The 23,837-nt window shown below is 74.1% G+C and carries 18 protein-coding genes; 12 read left to right on the plus strand and 6 right to left on the minus strand.

The genetic code is table 11. The features are described 5' to 3' along the window. Positions 1–63 precede the first annotated feature (63 nt). Positions 64–1,884 carry a protein kinase domain-containing protein gene (locus IF01_RS0107295; protein ID WP_078879746.1) on the plus strand — a complete coding sequence of 607 codons (1,821 nt, stop codon included), beginning with the start codon at positions 64–66 and terminating at the stop codon, positions 1,882–1,884. Positions 1,885–1,945: 61 nt separating this feature from the next. Here the strand turns inward: IF01_RS0107295 and IF01_RS0107300 are convergent, their stop codons facing one another. After that, the gene (locus IF01_RS0107300) at positions 1,946–3,034 is read right to left on the minus strand and encodes a phosphotransferase enzyme family protein (RefSeq protein WP_078879747.1); all 1,089 of its coding nucleotides are present in this window, start codon (positions 3,032–3,034) and stop codon (positions 1,946–1,948) included. A gap of 65 nt (positions 3,035–3,099) precedes the next feature. Then, positions 3,100–3,759, minus strand: a complete 660-nt coding sequence (locus tag IF01_RS0107305; RefSeq protein WP_030392468.1) for a response regulator — start codon at positions 3,757–3,759, stop codon at positions 3,100–3,102. 380 nt (positions 3,760–4,139) lie between these two features. Here IF01_RS0107305 and pdhA point away from each other — a divergent pair, with 380 nt between their 5' ends. Genes pdhA through IF01_RS0107320 form a run of 3 tightly spaced genes read left to right on the plus strand, consistent with a single transcriptional unit; the run spans position 4,140 to position 7,711 of the window. Beyond that, positions 4,140–5,282: a pyruvate dehydrogenase (acetyl-transferring) E1 component subunit alpha gene (gene pdhA, locus IF01_RS0107310; RefSeq protein ID WP_030392469.1), complete on the plus strand. Its 1,143-nt coding sequence runs from the start codon at positions 4,140–4,142 to the stop codon at positions 5,280–5,282. Beyond that, a complete protein-coding gene (locus IF01_RS0107315; RefSeq protein WP_030392470.1) occupies positions 5,282–6,256 on the plus strand; it encodes an alpha-ketoacid dehydrogenase subunit beta in 975 nt (324 codons plus the stop codon). Before pdhA ends, IF01_RS0107315 begins: the two co-directional genes overlap by 1 nt. Positions 6,257–6,271: 15 nt before the next feature. Continuing rightward, complete coding sequence (locus tag IF01_RS0107320; RefSeq protein WP_030392471.1) at positions 6,272–7,711, plus strand: dihydrolipoamide acetyltransferase family protein; 1,440 nt, start codon at positions 6,272–6,274, stop codon at positions 7,709–7,711. A gap of 387 nt (positions 7,712–8,098) precedes the next feature. Here the strand turns inward: IF01_RS0107320 and IF01_RS47400 are convergent, their stop codons facing one another. Further along, positions 8,099–9,175: a hypothetical protein gene (locus tag IF01_RS47400; protein WP_030392472.1), complete on the minus strand. Its 1,077-nt coding sequence runs from the start codon at positions 9,173–9,175 to the stop codon at positions 8,099–8,101. Between the two features lie 383 nt (positions 9,176–9,558). On the opposite strand from IF01_RS47400, the gene IF01_RS43635 reads away from it, so the two are divergent. Together IF01_RS43635 and IF01_RS0107335 are read left to right on the plus strand one after the other, a co-directional pair. Further along, entirely contained in the window at positions 9,559–10,794 is a 1,236-nt protein-coding gene (locus tag IF01_RS43635; protein ID WP_051740552.1) for a M64 family metallopeptidase, read from the plus strand. Between the two features lie 74 nt (positions 10,795–10,868). Further along, positions 10,869–12,215, plus strand: a complete 1,347-nt coding sequence (locus IF01_RS0107335; RefSeq protein ID WP_030392474.1) for an MFS transporter — start codon at positions 10,869–10,871, stop codon at positions 12,213–12,215. Positions 12,216–12,275: 60 nt separating this feature from the next. Here the strand turns inward: IF01_RS0107335 and IF01_RS43640 are convergent, their stop codons facing one another. Together IF01_RS43640 and IF01_RS0107345 are read right to left on the minus strand one after the other, a co-directional pair. Beyond that, a complete protein-coding gene (locus tag IF01_RS43640) occupies positions 12,276–13,112 on the minus strand; it encodes a BRO-N domain-containing protein (protein ID WP_030392475.1) in 837 nt (278 codons plus the stop codon). A 149-nt stretch (positions 13,113–13,261) separates the two neighbouring features. Further along, positions 13,262–14,083, minus strand: coding sequence for a maleylpyruvate isomerase family mycothiol-dependent enzyme (locus tag IF01_RS0107345; protein WP_030392476.1), 822 nt, complete (start codon positions 14,081–14,083; stop codon positions 13,262–13,264). Positions 14,084–14,258: 175 nt separating this feature from the next. On the opposite strand from IF01_RS0107345, the gene IF01_RS0107350 reads away from it, so the two are divergent. The 3 genes from IF01_RS0107350 to IF01_RS0107360 all read left to right on the plus strand — a co-directional run bounded on the left by IF01_RS0107350 (position 14,259) and on the right by IF01_RS0107360 (position 17,158). Then, positions 14,259–15,056 (plus strand): carbon-nitrogen family hydrolase, encoded by a 798-nt coding sequence (locus tag IF01_RS0107350; protein WP_030392477.1) that lies wholly within the window; start codon positions 14,259–14,261, stop codon positions 15,054–15,056. A gap of 230 nt (positions 15,057–15,286) precedes the next feature. Further along, positions 15,287–16,390, plus strand: coding sequence for a GntR family transcriptional regulator (locus tag IF01_RS51335; RefSeq protein WP_063764161.1), 1,104 nt, complete (start codon positions 15,287–15,289; stop codon positions 16,388–16,390). 120 nt (positions 16,391–16,510) lie between these two features. After that, positions 16,511–17,158 carry a putative DNA-mimic protein gene (locus IF01_RS0107360; protein ID WP_030392479.1) on the plus strand — a complete coding sequence of 216 codons (648 nt, stop codon included), beginning with the start codon at positions 16,511–16,513 and terminating at the stop codon, positions 17,156–17,158. A gap of 61 nt (positions 17,159–17,219) precedes the next feature. On the opposite strand, the gene IF01_RS0107365 is transcribed toward IF01_RS0107360, so the two are convergent. After that, positions 17,220–18,005 (minus strand): SLATT domain-containing protein, encoded by a 786-nt coding sequence (locus tag IF01_RS0107365; protein WP_030392480.1) that lies wholly within the window; start codon positions 18,003–18,005, stop codon positions 17,220–17,222. 472 nt (positions 18,006–18,477) lie between these two features. Here IF01_RS0107365 and purD point away from each other — a divergent pair, with 472 nt between their 5' ends. From purD to IF01_RS0107380, 3 genes are all read left to right on the plus strand, one after another. After that, positions 18,478–19,725: a phosphoribosylamine--glycine ligase gene (gene purD / locus IF01_RS0107370; RefSeq protein WP_030392481.1), complete on the plus strand. Its 1,248-nt coding sequence runs from the start codon at positions 18,478–18,480 to the stop codon at positions 19,723–19,725. Between the two features lie 699 nt (positions 19,726–20,424). Continuing rightward, entirely contained in the window at positions 20,425–22,002 is a 1,578-nt protein-coding gene (locus tag IF01_RS0107375) for a M48 family metalloprotease (RefSeq protein WP_030392482.1), read from the plus strand. Between the two features lie 234 nt (positions 22,003–22,236). Then, positions 22,237–23,778 (plus strand): N,N-dimethylformamidase beta subunit family domain-containing protein, encoded by a 1,542-nt coding sequence (locus IF01_RS0107380; protein WP_030392483.1) that lies wholly within the window; start codon positions 22,237–22,239, stop codon positions 23,776–23,778. The last annotated feature ends 59 nt before the right edge of the window (positions 23,779–23,837 follow it).

The following is a 23,837-nucleotide window of genomic DNA, read 5'->3' on the forward strand; positions in this document are numbered from 1 at the left end:
TAGCGTTCGGGGACACGAGCGACAGGGCACCGCGATCCGAGCGAAGGCCCGGGGCGAGGAGCGATGGCACAGACGCAGCATCCGGACGACGACGGGGCCTGGGCGACCGGTCCGGGCGGCGGGGCCCCCAGGATGCCGGAGCCGGGTGGCGACGCCGCCACGAGCGCGCTCCCGCCGTACGGCGCCCCGCAGACGCCCGGCCGGGGCACCGCCGCCCCGCTGGGCACGGTCGGTGACGGCCGCTACCGGCTGACCCACCGGCTGGGCCGGGGCGGCATGGCCGAGGTGCTCGCCGCCCAGGACGTCCGGCTCGGGCGGACCGTCGCGGTGAAGCTGCTCCGCGGTGAACTGGCCCAGGACGAGATCGCCCGGCTCCGCTTCACCAGGGAGGCGCACGCCGTCGCGGCGCTCAACCACCACGCGATCGTCGCGGTGTACGACACCGGCGAGGAGTACGTCGGCGAGGAGTCGACGCCGTACATCGTGATGGAGCTGGTCGAGGGCCGGACCGTCCGCGAGCTGCTGGTCGACGAGGAGGAGCCGCCGGTCGACCAGGCGCTGATCATCATCGCCGGGGTGCTGGAGGCGCTCGCCTACAGCCACCGGCACGGCATCGTGCACCGTGACATCAAGCCGGCCAACGTGATCATCACGACCACCGGCGCGGTCAAGGTGATGGACTTCGGCATCGCCCGGGCGCTCACCGGCACGGCCTCGACCATGACCCAGACCGGCATGGTCATGGGCACCCCGCAGTACCTCTCGCCGGAGCAGGCGCTCGGCAAGCCGGTCGACCACCGCTCCGACCTGTACGCGGCCGGCTGCATGCTCTACGAACTGCTGGCGCTGCGCCCGCCGTTCACCGGCGACACCCCGCTGTCGGTGGTCTACCAGCACGTGCAGGACATCCCGGTGCCGCCCTCGCAGGCCAATCCGCGGGTCCCGGCCGGCCTGGACCACCTGGTGCTGCGCTCGCTCGCGAAGAACCCGGACGACCGCTTCCAGGACGCGGACGAGTTCCGCGCGCACATCGAGCACGCGCTGCGCGAGCTGACCGGAGGCACCGGCGGCTGGCCGCTCGGCGCGACGGCCGGGCTGGCCGCGGCCGGCCAGGGCCACGGCGGGATGCCGCCGCTGGGCGTGGACGAGACGGCGGTGCTCGGGGCGGGTGTCCCGGGCGACCCGACGGCGATGCTGCCGTACCAGGTGCCGGGCGGCCCGCACACGCCCTCCTCCGCCTACCCGCCCTACGGCGGCGGCGACGGCTCGGACGACGGGCACGGCGGTGGGCACGGGCGCGGTGGCGGCGGCCGGCGCGGTCCGTGGCGCTGGGTGGCCGCCGTCGTGGCGGTGGCCGTCGCGGCCAGCGTGGGCATCGCCATGGCGCTGAGCGGCAACGACAACGGCGGTGGCGGCGGGAAGCCGAGCGACCTCGGCCCGACCACCGGGGTGGTGTCGACGGCGCCGGAGGCGACCACGCCCAGTTCCGGTGCGACCACGACCACGCCCCCGGCCGGGCAGAACTCGCGTCGTCCGCAGCAGCAGCCGACCGACACCAACAACAACGGCGGCAACCAGACCCAGCCGCCGAGCCAGCCGACCGGCAAGCACTCGAGCAGCCCGGCGGCGCCGACGCCGAGCAGCACCGGCAGCAAGGCACCGACCCCGAGCACCTCGGCGACCGGGTCGGCCAGTGTCCCGCCGACCAACACCCCGACCACGGGGACGGGCGGCGGCGCGACGACGCCCCCGGCCACGGCCCCGCCGGCGACCAACCCGCCGCCGACCGGCGGTGGCAGCCAGACGCCGCCGGCCGGGGGCGGTGCCGGCGGCACCACTCCGAAGCCGCCGACCGGCGCGCCGGTCACCCCGGCCGCTCCCTGACCGGTCACCGCGGTCGTTCCCCGGCCGGCCGTTCCCCGTCGGGGAACGGCCGGCCGTCGGTTCAGTTGGCGAAGGCGTCCAGGACCTGCTCGTACTCCTGGCACCACCACGCCAGCTGGCCCGCCGAGGCGGGGTAGAGCGGGTCGGCCCGGTGGTCGCCCCGCTGGTAGCGCCACTGGAGCATCCAGAAGTCGTTCAGCCGCTCCCACCAGACCCGGTGGGTCGCGGCGGCCAGGTGCTCGGCGGTGGCGGCCCCGGTGGCCCGGTAGGCCTGGGACCAGTGCCGGACCCGGACGAGGTCCAGCACCCCGGTGGCGCGGTCGTTGAGGACCAGGGTGGCCGCGCGGACGGCCTCCTCGGCGCGCGGCTGCCGTCCCAGCTTGTCCCAGTCCAGGACGGCCGCGATCCGTCCGTCCCGGTGCAGCAGGTTCAGCCCGTGGAAGTCGCCGTGGGTCCAGCCGGTGGGCGGGGCGGCCCCCGGGGCGGGACGCCGGTGGGCGTGCTCGGCGAGCAGCTCCAGCCGTTCGCCGAGCCGGCGCTCGACCAGCGCGTCCAGTTCGTCGCGGGGGTGGTGCTCGCGGGCCCGTTCGCGCAGGTCGTGGGCGAGCGCGGAGCTGTCGAGCGGATCGGCGCTGCGGTAGCCGGAGGGTTGTGCGACGGGCGCGCAGACCTCGTCGAGGGCGCCGTGCAGCCGGCCGAGCAGCGCACCCAGTTCGGCGCACTGCGGCGGGGACAGTTCGGTTCCGTGGCGGTGCCCGCCGTCCACCCAGGGGAAGAGGGCGAACAGCCGGCCGCCGAACGCGGCGATGGTGCCGGTCCGTTCGGCGAGGGCGAGCGGGGGCTCGACGGGCAGGCCCAGGGCGGCGAGGGCGGCCATCGCCCGGTGGTGGCCGGCGACCGCCTCGCGGCCGGCGGTCGCGGCGTCGACGTAGCACTTCAGGAAGTAGCCGCCGGCCTCGGTGGTGATCCGGTAGCCGCGGTTCAGCAGGCCTTCGGCGACGGGTTCGGCGGTGAGCAGGCGGCCCACCCGGTAGCGGCGCAGGACCTCGGCGAGCGCCGCGTGGGGGACGGGGGGGCTGAGCGTTCCTATCGGGGGTGCGGTGAGGTCGGGACGGGCTGGTGCACAGGCAAGGGTCTGGCTGAAAGTCACAGCCAGAGGTTAGGACCTCTCGGCGGGGGTCCTTGACAGGTCGTCAGTTGTGTGCTGTGCCCGTATCAGTGCTGCTGGTCCGCCTGGTGCCGCGCCACGAACGCCGCCGCCTGGGTCCGTCGCTCCATCCCCATCTTGGCGAGCAGACTGGAGACGTAGTTCTTCACCGTCTTTTCGGCGAGGTGCAGTTCATTGCCGATCTGACGGTTGGTCATCCCTTCGCCGATCAGGTCCAGGATGCGGCGCTCCTGCTTGGTGAGCTGGGAGAGCCGTTCGTCCTCCTTCTCGCCGCCGTCCCGCAGCCGGGCCAGCACCCGGCTGGTGGCGACCGGGTCGAGCAGTGACTTGCCGGCCGCGACGTCCCGGACCGCGGTGATCAGGTCGGTGCCGCGGATCGCCTTCAGCACATAGCCGGAGGCACCCGCCATGATCGAGTCGAACAGGGCCTCGTCGTCCGAGAACGAGGTCAGCATCAGGCACTTGATCTCCGGCATCCGGGAGCGGATCTCCCGGCAGACCTCGACGCCGTTGCCGTCGGGCAGCCGGACGTCGAGCACCGCGACATCGGGGTGGACGGCCGGGATCCTGGTCAGCGCCTCGGCGGCGGTGCCGGCCTCGCCGACCACCTCGATGTCCTCCTCGACGGAGAGGAGTTCATGGACACCCCGGCGGACCACCTCGTGGTCGTCGAGGAGGAATACCGTGATTTGTCCGTTATCAGTCACGCGCAAAGCCTCCCATATCACCCTACGAAAGACCTCTCGCCCGTACCGCGCCGGGGTCACGATCCGGCCAGAGCGGTCGAAACCGATGCCGGTAACCCCCTTACGCCGGAGCCTCCGCCCGGATAACGTGCGCTGGTGTCCTGAACGCGACCGAATTGAGAGCTGCGCCACACGCGCGGTTTGTAGACCCCGAACAAGTAGGACGTCCTAGCGCAGACGCGTCGAGGACGGACGCTGGGTAACGTTCTCGTGAGGGACGCCGTCGGAAAAGGATCACCACCTGCCCCGCTGCGGGTGCGCACACCCACGCGCGCCCCGCGAGGCGGTGACCGGACCGGTCACCGGCGACCCCGGGCGGCCGGACAGACCGAGGAGTGAACGTGACCGTCAAAAGCACGGCGAGGGCCCGCAAGAAGGCTGCCCCCGGCGTCCGCGCCACGGCCAAGGACGCCCAGCCGGAGCTCGTACAGCTGCTGACCCCGGAAGGCGAGCGGGTCGAGCACCCGGACTTCCCGCTCACCGTGGAGGCGGACGAGCTCCGAGCCCTCTACCGTGACCTGGTGCTGGTGCGTCGCTTCGACGCCGAGGCGACCTCGCTGCAGCGCCAGGGCGAGCTGGGCCTGTGGGCCTCGCTGCTGGGCCAGGAGGCCGCCCAGGTCGGCTCCGGCCGCGCGATGCGACCGGGCGACTACGCCTTCCCCACCTACCGCGAGCACGGCGTGGCCTGGTGCCGCGACGTCGACCCGCTGAACCTGCTCGGCATGTTCCGCGGTGTGAACCACGGCGGCTGGGACCCGAACGAGAAGAACTTCCACCTGTACACCATCGTGATCGGCGCGCAGACCCTGCACGCCACCGGATACGCGATGGGCATCACCAAGGACGGCGCCGACGACGCGGTGATCGCGTACTTCGGCGACGGCGCCTCCAGCCAGGGCGACGTCAACGAGGCCTTCACCTTCGCCTCGGTCTACAACTCGCCGGTGGTCTTCTTCTGCCAGAACAACCAGTGGGCGATCTCCGAGCCCACCACCACCCAGACCAAGATCCCGCTGTACCGCCGGGCCTCCGGCTTCGGCTTCCCGGGCATCCGGGTCGACGGCAACGACGTGCTGGCCTGCCTCGCGGTGACCCGCTGGGCCCTGGAGCACGCCCGCACCGGCAACGGCCCGGTGCTGATCGAGGCCTTCACCTACCGGATGGGCGCGCACACCACCTCCGACGACCCGACCCGCTACCGGGCGGCCGACGAGACCGAGGCCTGGAAGGCCAAGGACCCGATCACCCGGCTCCGCACCCTCCTGGAGAAGGAGGGCCTGGCCGACGAGGAGTTCTTCGCCTCGATCGAGGCCGAGAGCGAGCAGCTCGGACTGCGGGTGCGCGAGGGCGTGCGCAGCATGCCGGACCCCGACCCCACCCTGATCTTCGACCACGTCTACGCGGAGCCGCACGCGCTGGTCGATGAGGAACGGGCCGAGTACATCGAGTACGCGGCCTCCTTCGAGGCGGGGGAGAACCACTGATGGCCGGCCAGCTCAGCATCGCCAAGGCGCTCAACGGGGCGCTGCGCAAGTCGCTGGAGAGCGACCCGAAGACCGTCCTGATGGGCGAGGACATCGGCAAGCTCGGCGGCGTCTTCCGGATCACCGACGGCCTGCAGAAGGACTTCGGCGAGGACCGGGTGATCGACACCCCGCTCGCCGAGTCCGGCATCGTCGGCACCGCGATCGGCCTCGCGCTGCGCGGCTACCGCCCGGTCGTGGAGATCCAGTTCGACGGCTTCGTCTACCCGGCCTTCGACCAGATCGTCTCCCAGCTGGCCAAGATGCACGCCCGCGCACTGGGCCACGTCAAGATGCCGGTCACCGTGCGCATCCCCTACGCGGGTGGCATCGGCGCGGTCGAGCACCACAGCGAGTCGCACGAGGCGTACTTCGCCCACACCGCCGGTCTGCGGGTGGTCACCCCGTCCAACGCGCACGACGCGCACTGGATGCTGCGCCAGGCCATCGAGTCGGACGACCCGGTGATCTTCCTGGAGCCCAAGCGCCGCTACTGGGACAAGGGCGAGGTCGGCGAGTCCGCCGACCTGGGCCTGCACGACGCGCGGATCGTCCGGCCCGGTGCCGACGCCACGCTGATCGCCTACGGGCCGATGGTCAAGGTCTGCCTGGAGGCCGCCGCGGCCGCCGAGGAGGACGGCCGCCGGCTGGAGGTCGTCGACCTCCGCTCGCTCACCCCGGTCGACTTCGCCGCGCTGGAGGAGTCCGTCAAGCGGACCGGGCGCGGCATCGTGGTGCACGAGGCCCCGGTGTTCCTGGGCATGGGCGCGGAACTGGCCGCCCGGCTCACCGAGCGCTGCTTCTACCACCTGGAGGCGCCGATCCTGCGGGTCGGCGGCTACTACGCGCCGTACCCGCCGTCCCGGGTCGAGGAGTCCTTCCTCCCCGACCTGGACCGCGTGCTCGACGCCGTCGACCGCGCGTTCGCGTACTGATCCCGGGGAGCGCTGATGACCACCGAAGTTCGCTCGCTCCGCGAGTTCAAGATGCCCGATGTGGGCGAGGGCCTGACCGAGGCCGAGATCCTCAGCTGGTACGTCAAGCCCGGTGACACCGTCACCGACGGGCAGGTCGTCTGCGAGGTGGAGACCGCCAAGGCCGCCGTGGAGCTGCCGATCCCGTTCACCGGGGTCGTCGAGCAGCTGTTCTTCCCGGAGGGCGCGACGGTCGACGTCGGCACCGCGATCATCTCGGTCGCGGTGGCCGGAGCCGCGGGGGCACCCGTCCCCGCCGCCGTCGCCCCGGCCGCGGCCCCGGCCCCCGTGGCCGAGGCCCCGGAGGCGCCCGAGCCCGAGCGGCGCGAGGTGCTGGTCGGCTACGGTCCGCGGACCGGCGGCAGCCAGCGCCGGGCGCGGCGCACCACGGTCACGGCCACCGCCGCGGCCACCGTGCCGGCCCCCGCGCCCGCTCCGGCGCCCGTCGTCGCCCCGGCCCCGGTGCCGGTGGCGGCCGTCGAGGTGTCCGGTGACCGGCCGCTGGCCAAGCCGCCGGTGCGCAAGCTCGCCAAGGACCTCGGGATCGACCTCCGGGTCGTCACCCCGACCGGTCCGGACGGCGTGATCACCCGTGAGGACCTGCACGCCCACGCGGCGGCCGCCGCCGCCCCGGCGCCGGCCCCCGTCGAGGCCCCGGCCGCCGAGCCGGCCGTCGCCGCCCCGGTGTCCACCGCCGTGGTGCTGCCCGGCGCGGGCGACGTCCGGGTGCCGATCAAGGGCGTCCGCAAGGCGACCGCGCAGGCGATGGTGGCCTCGGCCTTCACCGCCCCGCACGTCACCGAGTTCGTCCAGGTCGACGTGACCCGGACGATGAAGTTCGTCCGCCGGCTCAAGGAGAGCGGCGAGCTGGGCCGGGACGTCCGGGTCAGCCCGCTGCTGCTGGTCGCCAAGGCGCTGCTCACCGCGGTCAAGCGCCACCCCGGGATCAACGCCCAGTGGGACGAGGCGGCCCAGGAGATCGTCATCAAGGGCCAGGTGAACCTCGGCATCGCCGCGGCCACCCCGCGCGGCCTGATCGTTCCCAACATCAAGGACGCCGGCGCCCGGACCCTCTCCGGCCTGGCGGTCTCGCTCGGCGAGCTGATCGAGACGGCCCGCCAGGGGAAGACGGCGCCCGGCGACATGCAGGGCGGCACGATCACGATCACCAATGTCGGCGTCTTCGGCGTCGACAGCGGCACCCCGATCCTCAACCCCGGCGAGGCGGCCATCCTCGCCTTCGGGGCGGTCCGGGAGCTGCCGTGGGTGCACAAGGGCAAGGTCGTCCCGCGCCAGGTCACCACGCTGGCCCTCTCCTTCGACCACCGGCTGGTGGACGGCGAGCTGGGCTCCAAGGTGCTGGCCGACATCGCGGGCATCCTGGAGCACCCGAAGCGCCTGATCACCTGGGGCTGACCCGCCCGGGAGACGCGAACGCGAGACATGAAGGGGCCCGACTCCGCACCGCCGTGCGGAGTCGGGCCCCTTCGTCCTGCGGTCCCGGTGGTGCTCAGGACCAGGCGGTGTCGTCGTCGGTGCGGTCGACGGCGGTGTGCTCGTGGGTCTGCTCGTACATGGCGCGGCTCCAGGTTTCGTCCTCTGACGATTGGGACGTCCGGCCCCGGGTGGGGTTGTCGCTGCTCCGGCGAAAATTCCCCCGGCGAAAATTCCTCCGGCGAAAGTTCCGCCGCTCCCACGGCGGGGGCCCTCCCCCGGCGCCGGTGCGGCGCGGGGGAGGGCCCCGGAGCGGTTCGTCGTTCGGGGACGGCGGCGGTGTCGTCGGCGCCTTCCTCCGGAACCGGGTCAGCGCTGCGCGCGCAGTCGGCGGACGGTGAGCACCATGCCCGCGCCGAGCGCGGCGATGCCGGCGGCGATGCCCGCGAGCAGGCCGTTCGGGGTGTCGGCGCCGGTCTGGGCGAGCTCCGGGGTGCCGGCCGGCGCGGTGGTGGCCGGGGCGGCGGTGGGGGTGGTCTTCGGCGCCACGGGGGCGGCCGGCGCGGCGGCGGGCGCGGCGGCGGCGGGCGCGGTCGGCTTCGCGGTGGCGGCGGGGGTGTTGTCGGAGACCGGCGCGGGCTTGGCGGCGGGCTTCGCGGCCGTGGTCGGCTCGGCGGCGGGCTTGGTGGTCCCGGCGGGCTTGGCCGGGGCGGGCTTCGCGGGGGTGGTCGGAGCGGGCTTGGGGACCTTGACCGTCATCTCCTTCTGCGCCCACTCGCTGCGCGCCCCGTCCTCGGCGGTGGCGCCGAGGCCGACGTGGATGAGGTCGAGATCGGCCGGAGCGTCCGCGGCGAGGCTGACGCGGAACGTGACGTGGTTGGCGCGGCCGTCCGCGATCGGAACCCCCTTGGCCGGGGTCGCGAACAGCGTCGGGTCGCAGCCGCGCCGCAGCGGGAGCTTCTTCCAGGTGCCGTCGGCGTTGTACTCCACGGCCAGGTACTTGGAGGCCACGTAGGAGACGCCCCCGTCGCCGTCGCCGGCCAGGTGGGTGGCGAGCGAGAGCGTGGGCACCACGTTGCGGTAGGGGGCCCCGGTGAAGTTGGTGATCCCGACCCCGATGTCGACCTTCGGCCCGCCCGCGGTGACGGCCAGCGTGGGGGTCATGTGGAAGCCGATCTCGGGGCCTCCGTTGTGGGTGACGGCCTCGGTCTTCGGGGCGTCGCCCTTCGCGGTGTCGGCCTTCGCGGTGTCGCCCTTGGGCGCGGCCGCCTTCGCAGCGGCCTTCGGCGCGGCCGCGACCGGCCCGTCCGACGAGCCGCAGGCCCAGGAGGACTCGGCGGTCAGCAACTGGACGGAGCCGGCGAGCAGGACGGTGGCGGCGACGGCGGCGACGCGGCGGCGGACGACGGTGTTCTTCGCGGAAGCGGGCATGACGGACGTGCGCATGACAGGACCCCCCAAGGTCTGGTGTCGTGGTGGTGGTGTGTGGTTTCGAAGGTGGCCGGATCGCTCCATCGCGTCGGAAGCGCCCCCCGGCTCGGCCGGTCATGCTCTCTCCCGCGTCCTTCGCTGGTACAGACAGCGATCCGGGGGCGGCAGTTGCAGGACGAACCAAAGATTCTCATGACTATTTTCGGTGATTCCAAGGTCACGGTTGGTGATCGAGAACCGCCTGGTTGGACTCATAGGTATGACTGGTCAGATCCTTGTGGTTCGTCCAGTTCGGTGACTTTTTCGCCGTTCCGTGAGGACGACACGCCGGGGCGGGTACGTCTTCGCGTCCACCACCCGGGCGACGCGGGTGACCGGAACGTCGAGGACGCACCCGTATGCCGCCTGGCAACCCTGGCCGGATCGTCCGGAGTCTGGCCGCGCTCGTGCTGGTGTCCACCGCCGTACTCCCGGCCGCGCTCGAACTGGCCGGACCCTCACCGTTCGGGGTGATCGGGGCCGGCGCCCCGGCCGACCGCGCGGTCCCGCCGCACACCGCGGTGCAGCACGCCGATCTGCGCACCGCCGGGGACGCGCCGACCGTCGACATACGGCGGACCGGCGACCCGGCCAACCGGATCACCCTCGTCCTGCTCGGCGACGGTTACACCGCCGCGGAACAGGACGTGTTCCGCGAACAGGCCGACCGGGCCTGGCGGGCGCTGATGGAGATCGAGCCGTTCCGCAGCTACCAGGGGTTCTTCAACATAAGGCGGGTCGAGGTGGTCTCCCCGGTCTCCGGCATCGCCGAGACCGAGAGCCGCGGCCGCAGCCCCGCCACCCCGCTCGGCATGCACTTCTGGTGCGAGGGCACCGCCCGGCTGCTCTGCGCCGACGAGGACGCGACGGCCCGGTACGCCGGCCGCGGCGAGGGCCCGCAGTACCTCATCGCGCTGGCCAACTCCACCGAGTACGGCGGCGCCGGCGGCACCGGGGTGACCACCCTGGCCGGCGGCAGCCCCGACGCCGGCCGGATCATCCAGCACGAGATCGGGCACACCGTCGGCGACCTCGGCGACGAGTACGACAGCGCGCCCGACGACGCCGACTACCCCAACCTCTCCACCGAGAACGCCGACGACATGCGCCGCAAGCAGTCCAAGTGGTGGCGCTGGCTCGGCGCGGAGTCCCCGGACGGTGCCGGGACCATCGGCGCCTACCGCAGTGCCAACGGCATCTACCGGCCCACCCCGGACTCGGTGATGCGCACCCTCGGCGGGGCCTACAACCTGCCCTCGCGGGAGGCGATCATCGAGGAGATCTACCGCCGGATCCGGCCCACCGACGCCGCCGTACCGGCACCCGGCGACGTCACCGGCCGGCCCCGGCTGGAGGTCCGGCCGGTCCCGCTGACCGGCCCCCGGCAGCTGCGGGTGGACTGGACGGTGGACGGCGTACCGGTCGAGCCGCAGGCGGCGGACCGCAGCTGGCTGGACACCGCCTCGCTGCCGCTGGAGCCCGGGCACGCCGCGACCGTCACGGCGACCGTCCGGGACACCACGGACTGGGTGCGCGACGAGGCCTTCCGGGAGCGCTACATGACGCGCGCGGTCTCCTGGACGGTGGCCGGCTGAGCCGGGGCGGGGTGCGGACCGTGACGGTCCCCACCCTGGGCATCCAATGATGGGATGACTAATCTGGGGCCACTATGACCGTGGAGCCAGCCCGTTCAGCCCGCCCCCTGTCCGCCTCCGCTCCTCGCGCCACAGCCGATCGCACCGGCGGCCCCGACGCCGGCCCCTGGCAGCCGCCCGGGGGCCGGGCCGCCTGGACCGCCTGGTCCATCGGGGCAAGCGTCTACGTCCTCGCCGTCATCCACCGCACCAGCCTCGGCGTCGCCGGCCTGGACGCCGCCGACCGCTTCGGCATCGGCGCCTCGGCGCTCTCCACCTTCTCGATCCTCCAGGTCCTCGTCTACGCGGCCATGCAGATACCCGTCGGCGTCCTGGTCGACCGGTTCGGCCCGCGCAAGGTGCTGCTGCTCGGCGTCCTGCTGCTCAGTACCGGCCAGCTCGCCTTCGCCTTCTCCGACGCCTTCGGCCCCGCGCTCGCCTCCCGGGCCGTGCTCGGCTGCGGCGACGCGATGACGTTCATCAGCGTGCTGCGGATCGCCGCCCGCTGGTTCCCCGCCGCGAAGAACCCGCTCGTCGCGCAGCTGACCGGCCTCGCCGGGATGAGCGGCAACCTGGTCACCACCGTGGTCCTCGCCCAGGCCCTGCACAGCGAGGGCTGGACGCCCACCTTCACCGCCATCGCCCTACTGGGCATCGCCGTCTTCGCGCTCGTCGCGCTCTTCCTCCGGGAGTCGCCGGAGGGCCCCGCGCCGGCCGCCCCGGCGGACGGACGGCCCCGCCCCGCCGTCGGCCGGCAGGTCCGGGACGCCTGGCGGGAGCCGGGCACCCGGCTCGGGCTCTGGATCCACTTCACCACGCAGTTCCCCGGCAACGCCTTCGGCCTGCTGTGGGGCCTGCCCTACCTGGTCCAGGCCCAGGGCATGACCCGCACCGGGGCGGGCGGAATGCTCACCCTGCTGGTGCTCGCCAACATGAGCTTCGGCTTCCTCTTCGGGCGGCTGCTCTCCCGCACCTCCCGGGCCCGGATGCCGATCGTGCTCACCACCATCGGCGTCACCGCGCTGCTGTGGGCGGTGACCCTCGCCTGGCCCGAAGGGCACCCGCCGCTCTGGCTGCTGGTCGCGATCATCCTGGTGATGGGCAGCAACGGCCCAGCCTCGCTGGTCGGCCTGGACTACGCCCGCGCCCGCAACCCCGTCGAGCGCCTCGGCACCGCCTCCGGCATCGTCAACATGGGCGGATTCATCGGCACGATGATCACCCTGTTCGGCATCGGGGTCCTGCTCGACGTCCTGACCCCGGACGGGGCGGGCGGGTACTCGGCGAGCGCCTTCCGCTGGGCGTTCTGCTGGCAGTACGTGCCGATGGCGGTGGGGACCGTGATGATCCTGCGGCTGCGGCGGAGGCTCTCGGCGGCGTAGGGTTTTTGACCTGCAGAAATGGGGGTTCCCTCAGAAATTCTGAGGGAACCCCCATTTCCATCAGCCCCGGTACTCGCGCATGAACTCGGCGATCTGTGGTGGTGTTCCGAAGATCCGTGCACCGTGCATCTCCACGAGGACGTTCTCGTGGTCGCCGACGGGTGGGGTTCCGGGTTCCGGCTCGGACCGGGCCTCGTCCCGCATCCGGACCAGGTCCACGATCCGCAGCTTCGGGCAGCCCGGGACCGGTCGGCTGCCCCAGATCCCGACGTGTTCCACGCCCGGGCACTCGAAGTACGGGCCGAACGGCGGCCCGCTGTCGTCCGGGCCGGGCTGCCGGAGACGCATCTCCCCGTGCCGGCAGTGGACCGTGCCGTCGGAGTGGACGGTCAGGCCGGGCCAGTCCTCGTGCTCGATCCGTGCGACGACGTACACCTGCTGGCCGATCGCCTCGCTGAGCGTCTCCGCCATCCGCCGCTGTTGGGCGGGGATGTCGGTGCCGCCGTGCCGGACGGACGGGAGCAACTCGTCCGTGATCCAGTCGCGGAAGGGGCGGGCGGATTCCTTGTCGGATCGCATGAGCAATCCGTACAGCCCCGCTTCACTCACCACGCCGAGGATCGGATTGCCCCGCCGATAGGCTTTCTGATCTGCGGAAACGCTTCTACCCTCTGTAGGAACAAGGGTCACCGCCCGCAGATCGACGGTTCGGTGCTGGTGTCGTTCCAGGACCTTTACCGCGTCGGTCGGATTCCCCCGCCCCAAGATCCGGCACACGTCCGCCGTGACGAACCACGGCTCGCCGTCGATCATCACGACCCTGATCGGCTGGCCTGTGACCGGGAAGCTCGACCGGACCAGCTCCATCCGCCCCTGCATCGTCTGTTCGTCGTCCATCCGGACGCCCCTCCTTCTTCCGGGTGACGCTGCCCGGAACAACGACGGCGAACAGGGGGGGGTATTGGTTCCAACGTGGCGTACGGGAGCACGAGGCGCACTCGCCCGGCGCGCACGGTCCGTGTACGCCGGGCGGGTGAACGGAGGGGCTACGGGGTGACGGAGAAGTTGGCCAGGACCCGGTCGGCGAGCTCCCGGTCGCCCTCGACGATCACCGAGCCGGGGCGGCCGCGGCCGCAGGCGAGGCGGACGTAGGTCTCCCAGTCGAGGGTGAGCTGGACGTCGGGGGCCAGGCTGATGGACTCGTCCACGCTGCCGCGGCCGGAGGAGTCGACCCGGACGGTGCGCAGGAACTCCACCGGGCCGGTGACGTCGACGACCACGGTGCTGCCGGCCGGGGCGCCGGCCCGGTTGGCGACGGCCTTCGGCAGGCCCTGGAGCAGGACGTCGCGGGAGACCAGCGCGGCCGGGGAGTCGAGGTTGCCCGGCGCGCCGAGGGCGCGGCGGAGGTCCTGCTCGTGCACCCAGACGTCGAAGGCGCGCAGCCGGAGCAGCTCGTGGTAGGGGATGTCGCGGCTCTGCGGGCCGGCCGGCCAGCGGACCGGCTCGTTCGGCAGCTGCTTGGCGTTCCGCAGCGCCCGGGAGCGGCGGATGATCGTGTAGTCCAGTTCGCCGGTCATCTCCAGCGCGGTGTGGCAGCGGCGCTTGTCGACGGGCAGTTCGAGGTAGCGGGCGGCGTCGGTGGTGACGTGCAGCAGGTCGCGGGGCAGGGAGTGGATCGGGCGCGGGTCGCCGAGCAGTTCGGACTCGACGGCGATCACGTGCGAGACGATGTCGCGGACCGACCAGCCCGGGCACTCGGTGGCCCGGTTCCAGGATCCCTCCGGCAGGGGGGCCACCAGTTCGGATATCGCCTCGATGGACTGCGTCCACGCGTCGGTGTACGCCTGCACGGTCTGGTTGTCCGTCACGGGAATCTCCGGCCCTCCGTCAGCTGCCTTGCCACGCGTGTCCGCGCGCTCCGGGACCGGTCGGGAAGGTCCGGGTCCCGGGCGCACACGCTAACCGCACGTTACGCTGCCGGGTGAGAGCAGGGCAGCGCTTTCGGGTGACGATCGTAGGACTCTTGCCGTGGACGGTGGTACTGTGCGCGCTTCATTGATCCAACTCGCGGTCTCCGACACGGAGCCCCCGGCCGAACGGCGGGCCCGTGCGGCCGCCCTGGTACGGGCCCAGCGGGGATCCGACCTGGTGGTACTGCCCGAGCTGTGGGCGCTCGGCGGCTTCGCCTACGACCTCTGGTCGGACGGCGCGGAGGCGCTGGACGGGCCGACCTCGGACGCGATGGCGGCGGCGGCGAAGGCGGCGGGCGTCTGGCTGCACGCCGGTTCGATCGTCGAGCGCGATCCGGACGGGCCGATCTACAACACCTCGCTGCTGTTCGCCCCGGACGGCGAGCTGGTGCACACCTACCGCAAGATCCACCGCTTCGGCTTCGACAGCGGTGAGGCGGTGGTGATGGGTGCCGGGCAGGAGATCGTCACCGCGGCCACCGACGTCGGCACGCTGGGCCTCGCGACCTGCTACGACCTGCGCTTCCCGGAGCTGTTCCGGGCGCTGCTGGACGCCGGTGCGCAGGTGCTGGTGGTCCCGGCGGCCTGGCCGGCGCGGCGGCGGGAGCACTGGACGCTGCTGAACCGGGCGCGCGCGGTGGAGGAGCAGGCGTACGTCCTGGCCTGCAACACGGCGGGCACGCACGGCGGGGTGGAGCAGGCCGGCCACAGCATCGCGGTGGACCCGTGGGGCCGGGTGCTGGCCGAGGCGGGGCCCGGCGAGGAGGTGCTGACCGTGGAGTTCGATCCGGCCGAGGTGGCCAAGGCCCGGGCGGAGTTCCCGGTGCACCGGGACCGGCTGCTCGGCATCCCGGCACCGGTCCAGCGCTGACGGCACCGCCGGGGAGCCCGAGCGGCTCCGGCGCGGCGGCCGCCCGGAGTGCGGACCGGGGAGGACAGGGCAGGACAGGGCAAGGCAGGGCAGGGGCGCGGGCGGGCGCATGTGGGGGGCTTGTACACAGCCGTGTCCTTTTTGAGAAGATGAGCCCTCGTCGTGTTACCAGCCGTTCTTCCGCCGGTCCGTCCCGTCCGGCCGCCAGCCCGTCCGAGGAGGTCGCGCGCATGTTCGGCACCGGCGCGGGCGACTCCCGTCCCGTGATCCAGCGCAACAGCCTGCGCGAGCAGATCGCGGGCGCGCTGCGCGAGGAGATGATGGCCGGCCGGCTCGCGGCCGGGCGGAACTTCACCGTCAAGGAGATCGCCGAGCTCTACGGGGTCTCGGCGACCCCGGCCCGCGAGGCGCTGGTCGACCTCGCCGCGCAGGGGCTGCTCCGGGCCGAGCACCACCGGGGCTTCACCGTGCCCGAGTTCGGCTGGGACGACTTCCGGGAGATCTTCGAGTCCCGGGTACTGATCACCGACAGTTACTTCCGTCGATTGGCCGTGAACCCCGGCCCGCCGGACGACAGCCGGCTGCCCTCGCTGCGCCGCCGGGCGGACGCCGCTGTGCGGGCGGCCCGTGCGGGCAACCTGGACGTGATGGTGGGCTGCGACCGCCGGTTCTGGCAGGAGGTCGCCGGCCTGCTGGGCAACCGCCGGATCGCCGACTACCTGGACTGGCTGCGGGTGCAGTCGTGGATGTTCGCCGCGCGCTACCTGCGGTCGATGCCGCAGCTGGGCGGGGTCTGCTGGGACAGCCACCTCGACCTGGTGGACGCGATCGAGGCGCGCGACGTGCCGCGCGTGCACCGGATCGTCTGCGAGTACAACCTCTTCACCGTCGGACTGCTGGCCGAGCTGGCCGGGCAGCAGGTGGAGACGGTGGGGGTGCTGCCGCTGCTGACCGGCCGCCCGGTCGGCGCGCCGGGCGGTTCCGGGACCGAGGACGGTCCGGTGGCGGCGGACGCACCCCGGAGCGGCGGGGACACGGAGGCGGGCAGTGCCCCGCAGCCGGAGACCCCGCGGGCCCAGGACGGCGCCGGGCCGGAGCAGTCGGCGCCGGGCACCCCGCACCACCCGGCGGAGCCGGGCCGGGAGGCCGGCGGCGCCCGGGGCCGGGAGCGCGACCTCGGCCGCGAGCTGGGCCGTGAACTGGGTCTGGGCCTCGGCCTGGTGCCGCAGCCGAGGTCGGTCCCGTACGGACGGTTCGGCCGCCGGCTGCCCGAACCGCCGTCCGGCCAACTGCCCGAGGGGCAGCCCGATCCGCATCGCGCGCCGGGCCGGTAGGGTGGGCGGTCGTTCGTCCCGGCCGCTCCTCGTACCGACCGTCCGGGTACCGACCCCCGTCCATCCGCCGTCCGCCGCCGCGCGGCCGGTTCCCGCCGCCCGGAGAGGAAGAGCCGGCCCATGGCCTGCGACCTCTGGCTCGTCCCGCTGGTGGACGTACTGAGCCACAGCCCCGACAACCCGTTCCGGGACGACCTCGCGCTCTACAACCGGGTGCTGGCCGACAACGGCCTGCCCGAGATGCCGGTCTACCGGTACGTGCCGGGACTCAGCGGGGCGGTCGAGCCGATAGCCGCCTTCGACTACGACTCGCTGCACTTCCTGCGCCGGGCCTACCTGCTGGGGCTCACCGGCCTGGACATCACACCGGTGGACGCGCTGGGCGGGGACTACGAGCAGCTGCTGGAGATGTTCGAGAGCAGCGCCGAGCAGTCGCACCTGGTCTGGCACTTCGACCACGCCGGCGCCTATGTGCCGATCGAGTTCGCCGCCCCGCTGGTGGAGGAGTCGCTGCTGGCCTCGGGCGGGCCGCTCGGCTCCAGCCACGGGCTGCTGCGCGAGCTCCAGGCCGTGGCCCCGGCGCTGGGCATCGACCCGCTCGACCCGCCGGCGCCGACCAGGCCGCTCGGCCCGACCGGCCTGGAGCAGCCGTTCGGCCCGCCGCTGGACGACCTGCACCCGTTCGCCCGGGAGCGGCACGCCTGGGCGGGCCTGTACGCGGCGGCGACCCGGAGCCTGCACCAGGGCTCGATGGTCGTCTTCGCCTGAGCCGCCCACCGCCCACCGCCCACGGTCAGGCAGCTGCGGGCTGCCTCCGCCCTCGCCCCCGCTACCGCAGCGGCCCCTCCGGCGGCCGCTGGCGCGGCATGGTGGGCCTGGCCCCCGGCGGCGGCAGCACCCGGACCTGGGCCCCGACGCCCGGCTCGGACCGCCCGCCCCAGCTGCCGGAGGCCTGGGTGGGCAGCCGGGTCATCCCGGCCCGGAACTCCAGCATCCACTCCGAGGTCTCGGTGCGGACCATGTCCGAGACGTCCTCGCAGAACCGCCGCAGCACCCCGAGGCACCGCTCGGCGGCCTCGCCCGCGGTCCCCTCGGTGGGGCCGAGCACCTCCCGCACGCACTCCGACGCCCAGTCGAACTGGAAGGCCTCCAGTCGGCGCTGCAGGGCCTGCGCGGTGGAGACGTCGCGCATCCAGCCGGAGGTCAGCCCGAACGCCCGGTCCGCGCCGTAGCAGGCGCCGGCCAGCGCCAGCCCGACGTAGCCCCATTCGGCGGCGTGGGCGACCGTCCCGGTGAGGTCGACCAGCGGGGCGGTGACCCCGCCGGCCGTGAAGCCGGTGGTGCCGAAGCGCAGCAGCCGGGCCCAGCGGCGCTTACGGATCCGGTCCCGGCGGTACCAGTCGATCGCCTCGACCGCCCGCTCCTCGGACCAGCGGTACAGCTCCTCGAGCCGCTCGGCGGGTTCGCCCCAGTCCCCGAGCGGGAACTGGCGGGCGCTCAGGTCGGACCGGTGGCGGGTCGACGCGCGGTGCGCGAGGGTCGCGGCGGGCGGATCCTCCTCGCCGATCTCCTTGCCCCAGGCACTCTCCTCGGGCTGCATTTCCGGCTGGCTCACCTGTGGGGCTCCCTGTGGCGGGCGGACGGCTGGTCTGGCTGGTCCCGACTCTGCGCGGACTGACGTGTCGTCGGCCTGACGGCCGGTGAAACGCCGGACAACGCGCCGAACACGCCGCCGTTCCGGGGCGGGTGCGGGCGTCCCGGGGCGGCACCGCCGACGGCCGCCGGCGGTGGTCCAACAGCACTTCTTACCGCCAAATGGCTGACCATGGGGGCGCTTCACCAATGATCGTTATCGGATTCGGCCACCGGATCCCGAGGTGGGAGGGTTGCGGCGGCCGACGGGATTTCACCCGTCCGAGGGAGTCGTCGGTGACCCGCTGTCCTGACCCGGGCACCGGAGAGCGACTCCGGCACCCCCGGGACTGGATGATCCTCCGAGGCCGTGCGTGTACCCGACCCCCCTCGATCGTCTCTTCCTACGGGACCGGAGAGCGGCCGGAACCGGCCACCGACTACCCTTACCCAGCGTGAAGGTCCTCGTCATCGGCGGCGGCGCCCGCGAACACGCCCTGTGCCGCTCTCTGTCCCAAGATCCCGCCGTGACCGAGCTGCACTGCGCCCCGGGCAACGCCGGGATCGCGCAGGTGGCGACGGTCCACCCGGTCGACCAGCTCGACGGCGCGCAGGTCACCGCGCTCGCCGTGCGGCTCGGCGCCGAACTGGTCGTGGTCGGCCCGGAGGCCCCGCTGGTCGCGGGCGTCGCCGACGCCGTGCGCGCGGCCGGCGTCCCGGTGTTCGGCCCGTCCGCGGAGGCCGCCCTGCTGGAGGGCTCCAAGGCCTTCGCCAAGGACGTGATGGCCGGCGCCGGCGTACCCACCGCCCGCTCCTACGTCTGCACCACCGCGGCCGAGGCCGCCGAGGCCCTGGACGCCTTCGGCCCGCCCTACGTGGTCAAGGACGACGGCCTGGCCGCCGGCAAGGGCGTCGTGGTCACCTCCGACCGCGCGGAGGCGCTGGCCCACGCCGGGGCCTGCGAGAGGGTGGTGATCGAGGAGTACCTGGACGGCCCCGAGGTCTCGCTGTTCGCGATCACCGACGGCACCACCGTCCTCCCGCTCCAGCCCGCCCAGGACTTCAAGCGCGCCCTGGACGGCGACCAGGGTCCCAACACCGGCGGCATGGGTGCCTACTCGCCGCTGCCCTGGGCCCCCGAGGGCCTGGTCGAGGACGTCCTGGCGACCGTGCTGCAGCCGACCGTGGACGAGCTGCGCCGCCGCGGCACCCCGTTCTCGGGCCTGCTCTACGCCGGTCTGGCGCTCACCTCGCGCGGCACCCGGGTGATCGAGTTCAACGCCCGCTTCGGCGACCCGGAGACCCAGGTCGTGCTGGCCCGGCTGCGCACCCCGCTGGCGGGAGTGCTGCACGCCTCGGCCACCGGCACCCTGGACCAGCTGGAGCCGCTGCGCTGGGACGAGGGCGCCGCGGTCACCGTGGTGATCGCCGCCGAGGGCTACCCGGCCGCGCCGCGCACCGGCGACCCGATCGAGGGCCTGGCCGAGGCGGAGGCCGCCGACGGCACCGCCTACGTGCTGCACGCCGGGACGAAGGCGGACGACGACGGCCGGGTGCTGAGCGCCGGGGGCCGGGTGCTGTCCGTCACCGCGACCGGCGCGGACCTCGTCGAGGCGCGCGAGCGGGCGTACCGGTCGGTCGGGCTGATCTCGCTGGCCGGCGGCCAGCACCGCGGGGACATCGCCCTGAAGGCCGCGCAGTAGCGGCCGCCCGCCCCCGTTCCGTCCCCGGGCCCCCGGCACGCCTCCGCGCGCCGGGGGCCCGGGCGTTCCGGGCCGCGCCCTCCCGCCCCGCCGGGTGCCGTCGGGCGACCCCGCGGGCCCGTCCGGCGCGAGCCCGGGCGCGGCCGCCCGGTGAGCCCCGCACCCGCCCCAGGGTCCTCCCCGGCAGGCTCCCCGGCACCCCGTGGACAACCCCCATGGACGCAGCGGCCGCCGGCGTTTCCGGGCCGGGTGGGACAGGTGCGACACCCGGTGCCGCCACACCGTTCGGTCCCCGGAATCCAGCCCATCGAGTGACAGCGACCGCATCCGGCTGACGTAACCGGCTGCCCGGCCTTATGGTGCGCTGGACCACGGCACCACAGGTCGGGCCGCTTCCGGCCGCCGCCGGGTAAGGGTGGTCGTGCGGGGGGATGCTGGACGGCGTCCGGCCGGACCGGACCCGCCGGGCGCTTCCCGGGGGCGGTCGTCCGGTTTTCGGGCGGTGTCACCGGGACGAGTGGAAACCGGGGCGATCCGGAACACCCACCCGGACCCGGGCGTCGAAAATGTCGGAAGCGCCACGCAGCATGTACTACCGGGGCTCGGACACTACCGTTTCCCGGTCGGAACTGATCGTTTCGAATCGGCTCAGGGCCCCGTCACGGGTGTCCCGGGGCTCCGAAGGGGGTGCCGCACCGTATGGCCGCTGTCGACACCGCGCGCGCTCACGCCCAGGCGGTCCTGCGGATCAGGGGTCTCGCCCTGGCCGCCGCCGCGCTGCCCGCCGCCACCGCGGTGGTGCTGCTCGCCGGCCGGTTCACCGGGCGGATCGGTGCCCCCGGCTCCCCCGACGGGGCGGGCTGGGACATCGCCCGCTGGGCGGTCTGCGCGGTCGCCGCGCTGACCCTCCTGGTGGCCGGGCTGGCCGCCCGCGCCTACCGCCGGGCCGTCCCGCCGCAGACCCCGGCCGTGCCGCTGGACCGCGCCCAGGCCCCCGAGCTGTACCGGCTGATCGACGAACTCGCCGACCGGCTGGAGGTCCCCGCGCCGTCCGCCGTGGCGCTCACCCCGGACTGCGACAGCTGGCTGGAGGACGTCCCCTCGTCCGGCTCCCGCCGCTCCCGGGCGGCCGGCCACCGGCCGACCGCCCCGGTGCTGGTCGTCGGCTCGCCGTTCCTCTGGTGGATGCGGGCCGGTGAGCTGCGGGCCCTGCTGGCCCCGGTGGTGGCCGGTACCGCGGCCGCCGCGGACCCGGACATCGCCGCCGCCCGGCACTTCCTGCGCGCCCTGGACGCCAGCCTGGACGCCGGCCCCGCCGACGGACCGGCCGGACTCCCCGGGGGCTGCGCACCGCGCCCGCCCCGCCGGGGCCCGGTCGCCCTGACCGACCGCCTCACCGACCGGATCACCCGCCGGCTGCTGGGCGCCTGCCGCGAGCACGCCGCCGAGCTGGAGCGCTCCGTCGCCGGCTGGGCCTCCGAGCAGGCCCGCGGCGTCGACTACGGCCTGCGGATCGCCGCGCAGGAGCAGGTCGGCCTCGCCTACGCGGGCTGGGACCGGCTGCTCACCCGGGTCGCGCTGCCCGCCTGGCGGCTCGGCCGGCACCCCGCGCACCTGAACGCCGGAGTGGTGGCCGCGCTCACCGAGCTGTCCCGGCGCGACCGGCTGGCCGACGGCTACAGCAGCCGGCTCGGCGACCGCCCGGCCTGCGACCTGCTGGAGGAGCCCGGCGAGGTGGACGCCGCGGTGTCCCGGCTCGCCGCCGAGCTGTTCTTCGGGGCGCCCGCCTCCGGTGCCTGGCGCGAGCTGGAGTGGGTCGACTACCCGGCCGAGGTGGTGGACGCCGGCTGGCGGGCCCGCGCCGCCGCCCTGCAGTCGGCGCTGGACCTGCTCGCCCCGCAGGCCCGCCCCGGCGCCCCGACGCTGACCCGGCTGCTGGGCCGGCTGGCCGACGGCGACGGCGAGCGGCTGGCCGCCGCGCTCGCCGCCCAGCTGGCGCGCACCACCGCGCCCGCGCCGCTGCTCGAACCGGTCCGGTCCGGGCGGGACGTCCTGGTCGACCACGTCACCGCGATGGTCTGCTGCGCGGCCGTGGACACCGCGGGCGCCGTCCCCGGCCTCGACTGGCTGGACGGCCCGGTGCTGCTGCTCGGCGGGGTCCGCCGCACCGACCTGGCCGAGCCGGTCGCCCAGGCCGTCGAACAGGGCCAGGACGGGCCGCTGCGGGCCTGGCTGGACGCCGCGGACGTCCGGCTGGAGAAGCCGGTCCGGCTCTGACCGCATGCCGGCCGGCCCCTCGGGGGCGCGAGCCCCGGGGGTGAGCGCCCCCGGCCGGACCGGCCGCCCGGGGTCTTCGCAGGCCGGAGGCCGTCCGTCCGACGGCCCCGAAGATTCCCGCCACTAGTTGCTACCGTGGGGTGACGCAGCGCCAGCACGGTGTGGTGTATTAGACCGCACGCACATCCGGGCGGCACGTGCCAACCGGCGAAGGTGCACCTGGGAGGGGCGCGCGTGGGGACCGAACTCAACCGCCGCTGGGAGTCCGGGACGCACGCGCACAGCGTCTCCGACCCCTTCGGCCAGGGCCCGCTGCCCTGGCTGCGCAGCCCGGACCAGTACGTCGCCGGTGCCGAGGGCGCCGAGGTGCCCTGGTACGTCTCGGTGGACGCGCCCGGGCAGCGCCCGCTGTCCGCCGGGGTGCGGGGCAGACCGGCGGTCGGCAGCCCGCTCGGCGCCAACGACGAGGAACAGCAGATCAAGGGCTTCGCCTCGGCCGGGGTGGTCCGCCCCGGCGGCTCGGTGGACCTGCGGGTCACCGTCAACCCGCCCCGCGAGTTCACCGTCGACGTGTTCCGGATCGGCCACTACGCGGGCGACGGCGCGCACCACATGACGTCCAGTCCGCTGATCGCCGGGATGTCCCAGCCGGCCCCGATGGTGGTCGGCCGGACCGTCTCCTGCCACCACTGGTGGCACACCTGGCGGTTGCAGATCCCGCAGCACTGGCGGCCCGGCGCCTACGTCGCCGTGCTCACCACCGCCGACATGCTGCACCGCAGCCACATCCCCTTCACGGTGCGGGACTTCGAGGACCAGAACCGCTCCGCCGAGCTGCTGCTGGTGCTCCCCGACGTGACCTGGCAGGCGTACAACCTCTTTCCCGAGGACGGCCGCAGCGGCGCCAGCCTCTACCACGCCTGGGACGGCGGCCGGCTGGTCGGCGAGCCCGAGGCGGCCGTCACCGTCTCCTTCGACCGGCCGCACGCCACGGCCGGGCTGCCGCTGCACGTCGGCCACGCCTACGACTTCATCCGCTGGGCCGAGCGCTACGGCTACGACCTCTCCTACGCCACCGCCACCGACCTGCACGCCGGCCTGGTCGACGCCTCCCGGCACCGGGCACTGGTCTTCCCCGGCCACGACGAGTACTGGTCCGAGCCGATGCGCCGCGCCGCCGAACGGGCCCGGGACGGCGGCACCTCGCTGGTCTTCCTCTCCGCCAACACCATGTACTGGCGGGTCGAGCTGAGCCCCGGTCCCTCCGGCGAGCCCAACCGGATGCTCAACTGCCGCAAGCGCCAGAAGGTCGGCCCCGGCAGCCCGGCCGCCGGGGTGCCCGGCGCCGCCAGCGCGCTGTGGCGGGACGCGGGCGAGCCCGAGCAGCACCTGCTCGGGCTGCAGTACTCCGGCCGGGTCGCCGCGCCGGTCCCGCTGGTCGCCCGGCACACCGCGCACTGGCTCTGGGACGGCACCGGCGTCCAGGAGGGCGAGGAGCTGCCCGGGCTGGTGGCCGGCGAGGCGGACCGCTACTACCCCAAGGTCGCCCTGCCCGAGCACAGCGAGCGGGTGCTGCTCGCGCACTCCCCGTACCGGGACCTGGCCGGCCGCACCCGGCACCAGGAGACCTCGCTCTACCGGGCCCCCAGCGGGGCGTACGTCTTCGCCTCCGGCACCTTCGCCTGGTCGCCCGCGCTGGACCGGCCGGGGCTCACGGACGAGCGGATCCAGCGGGCCACCGCCAACCTGCTGGACCGGCTCTGCAAGAACGGCTGACCGCCGCGGCCCGGGGTCCGGCCCCCCGGCCGGGCCGGTGGCCATGACAGACTCGACCC

The organism is Kitasatospora purpeofusca (genome assembly GCF_000718025.1).
In the GTDB taxonomy this organism is placed as follows: domain Bacteria; phylum Actinomycetota; class Actinomycetes; order Streptomycetales; family Streptomycetaceae; genus Kitasatospora; species Kitasatospora purpeofusca.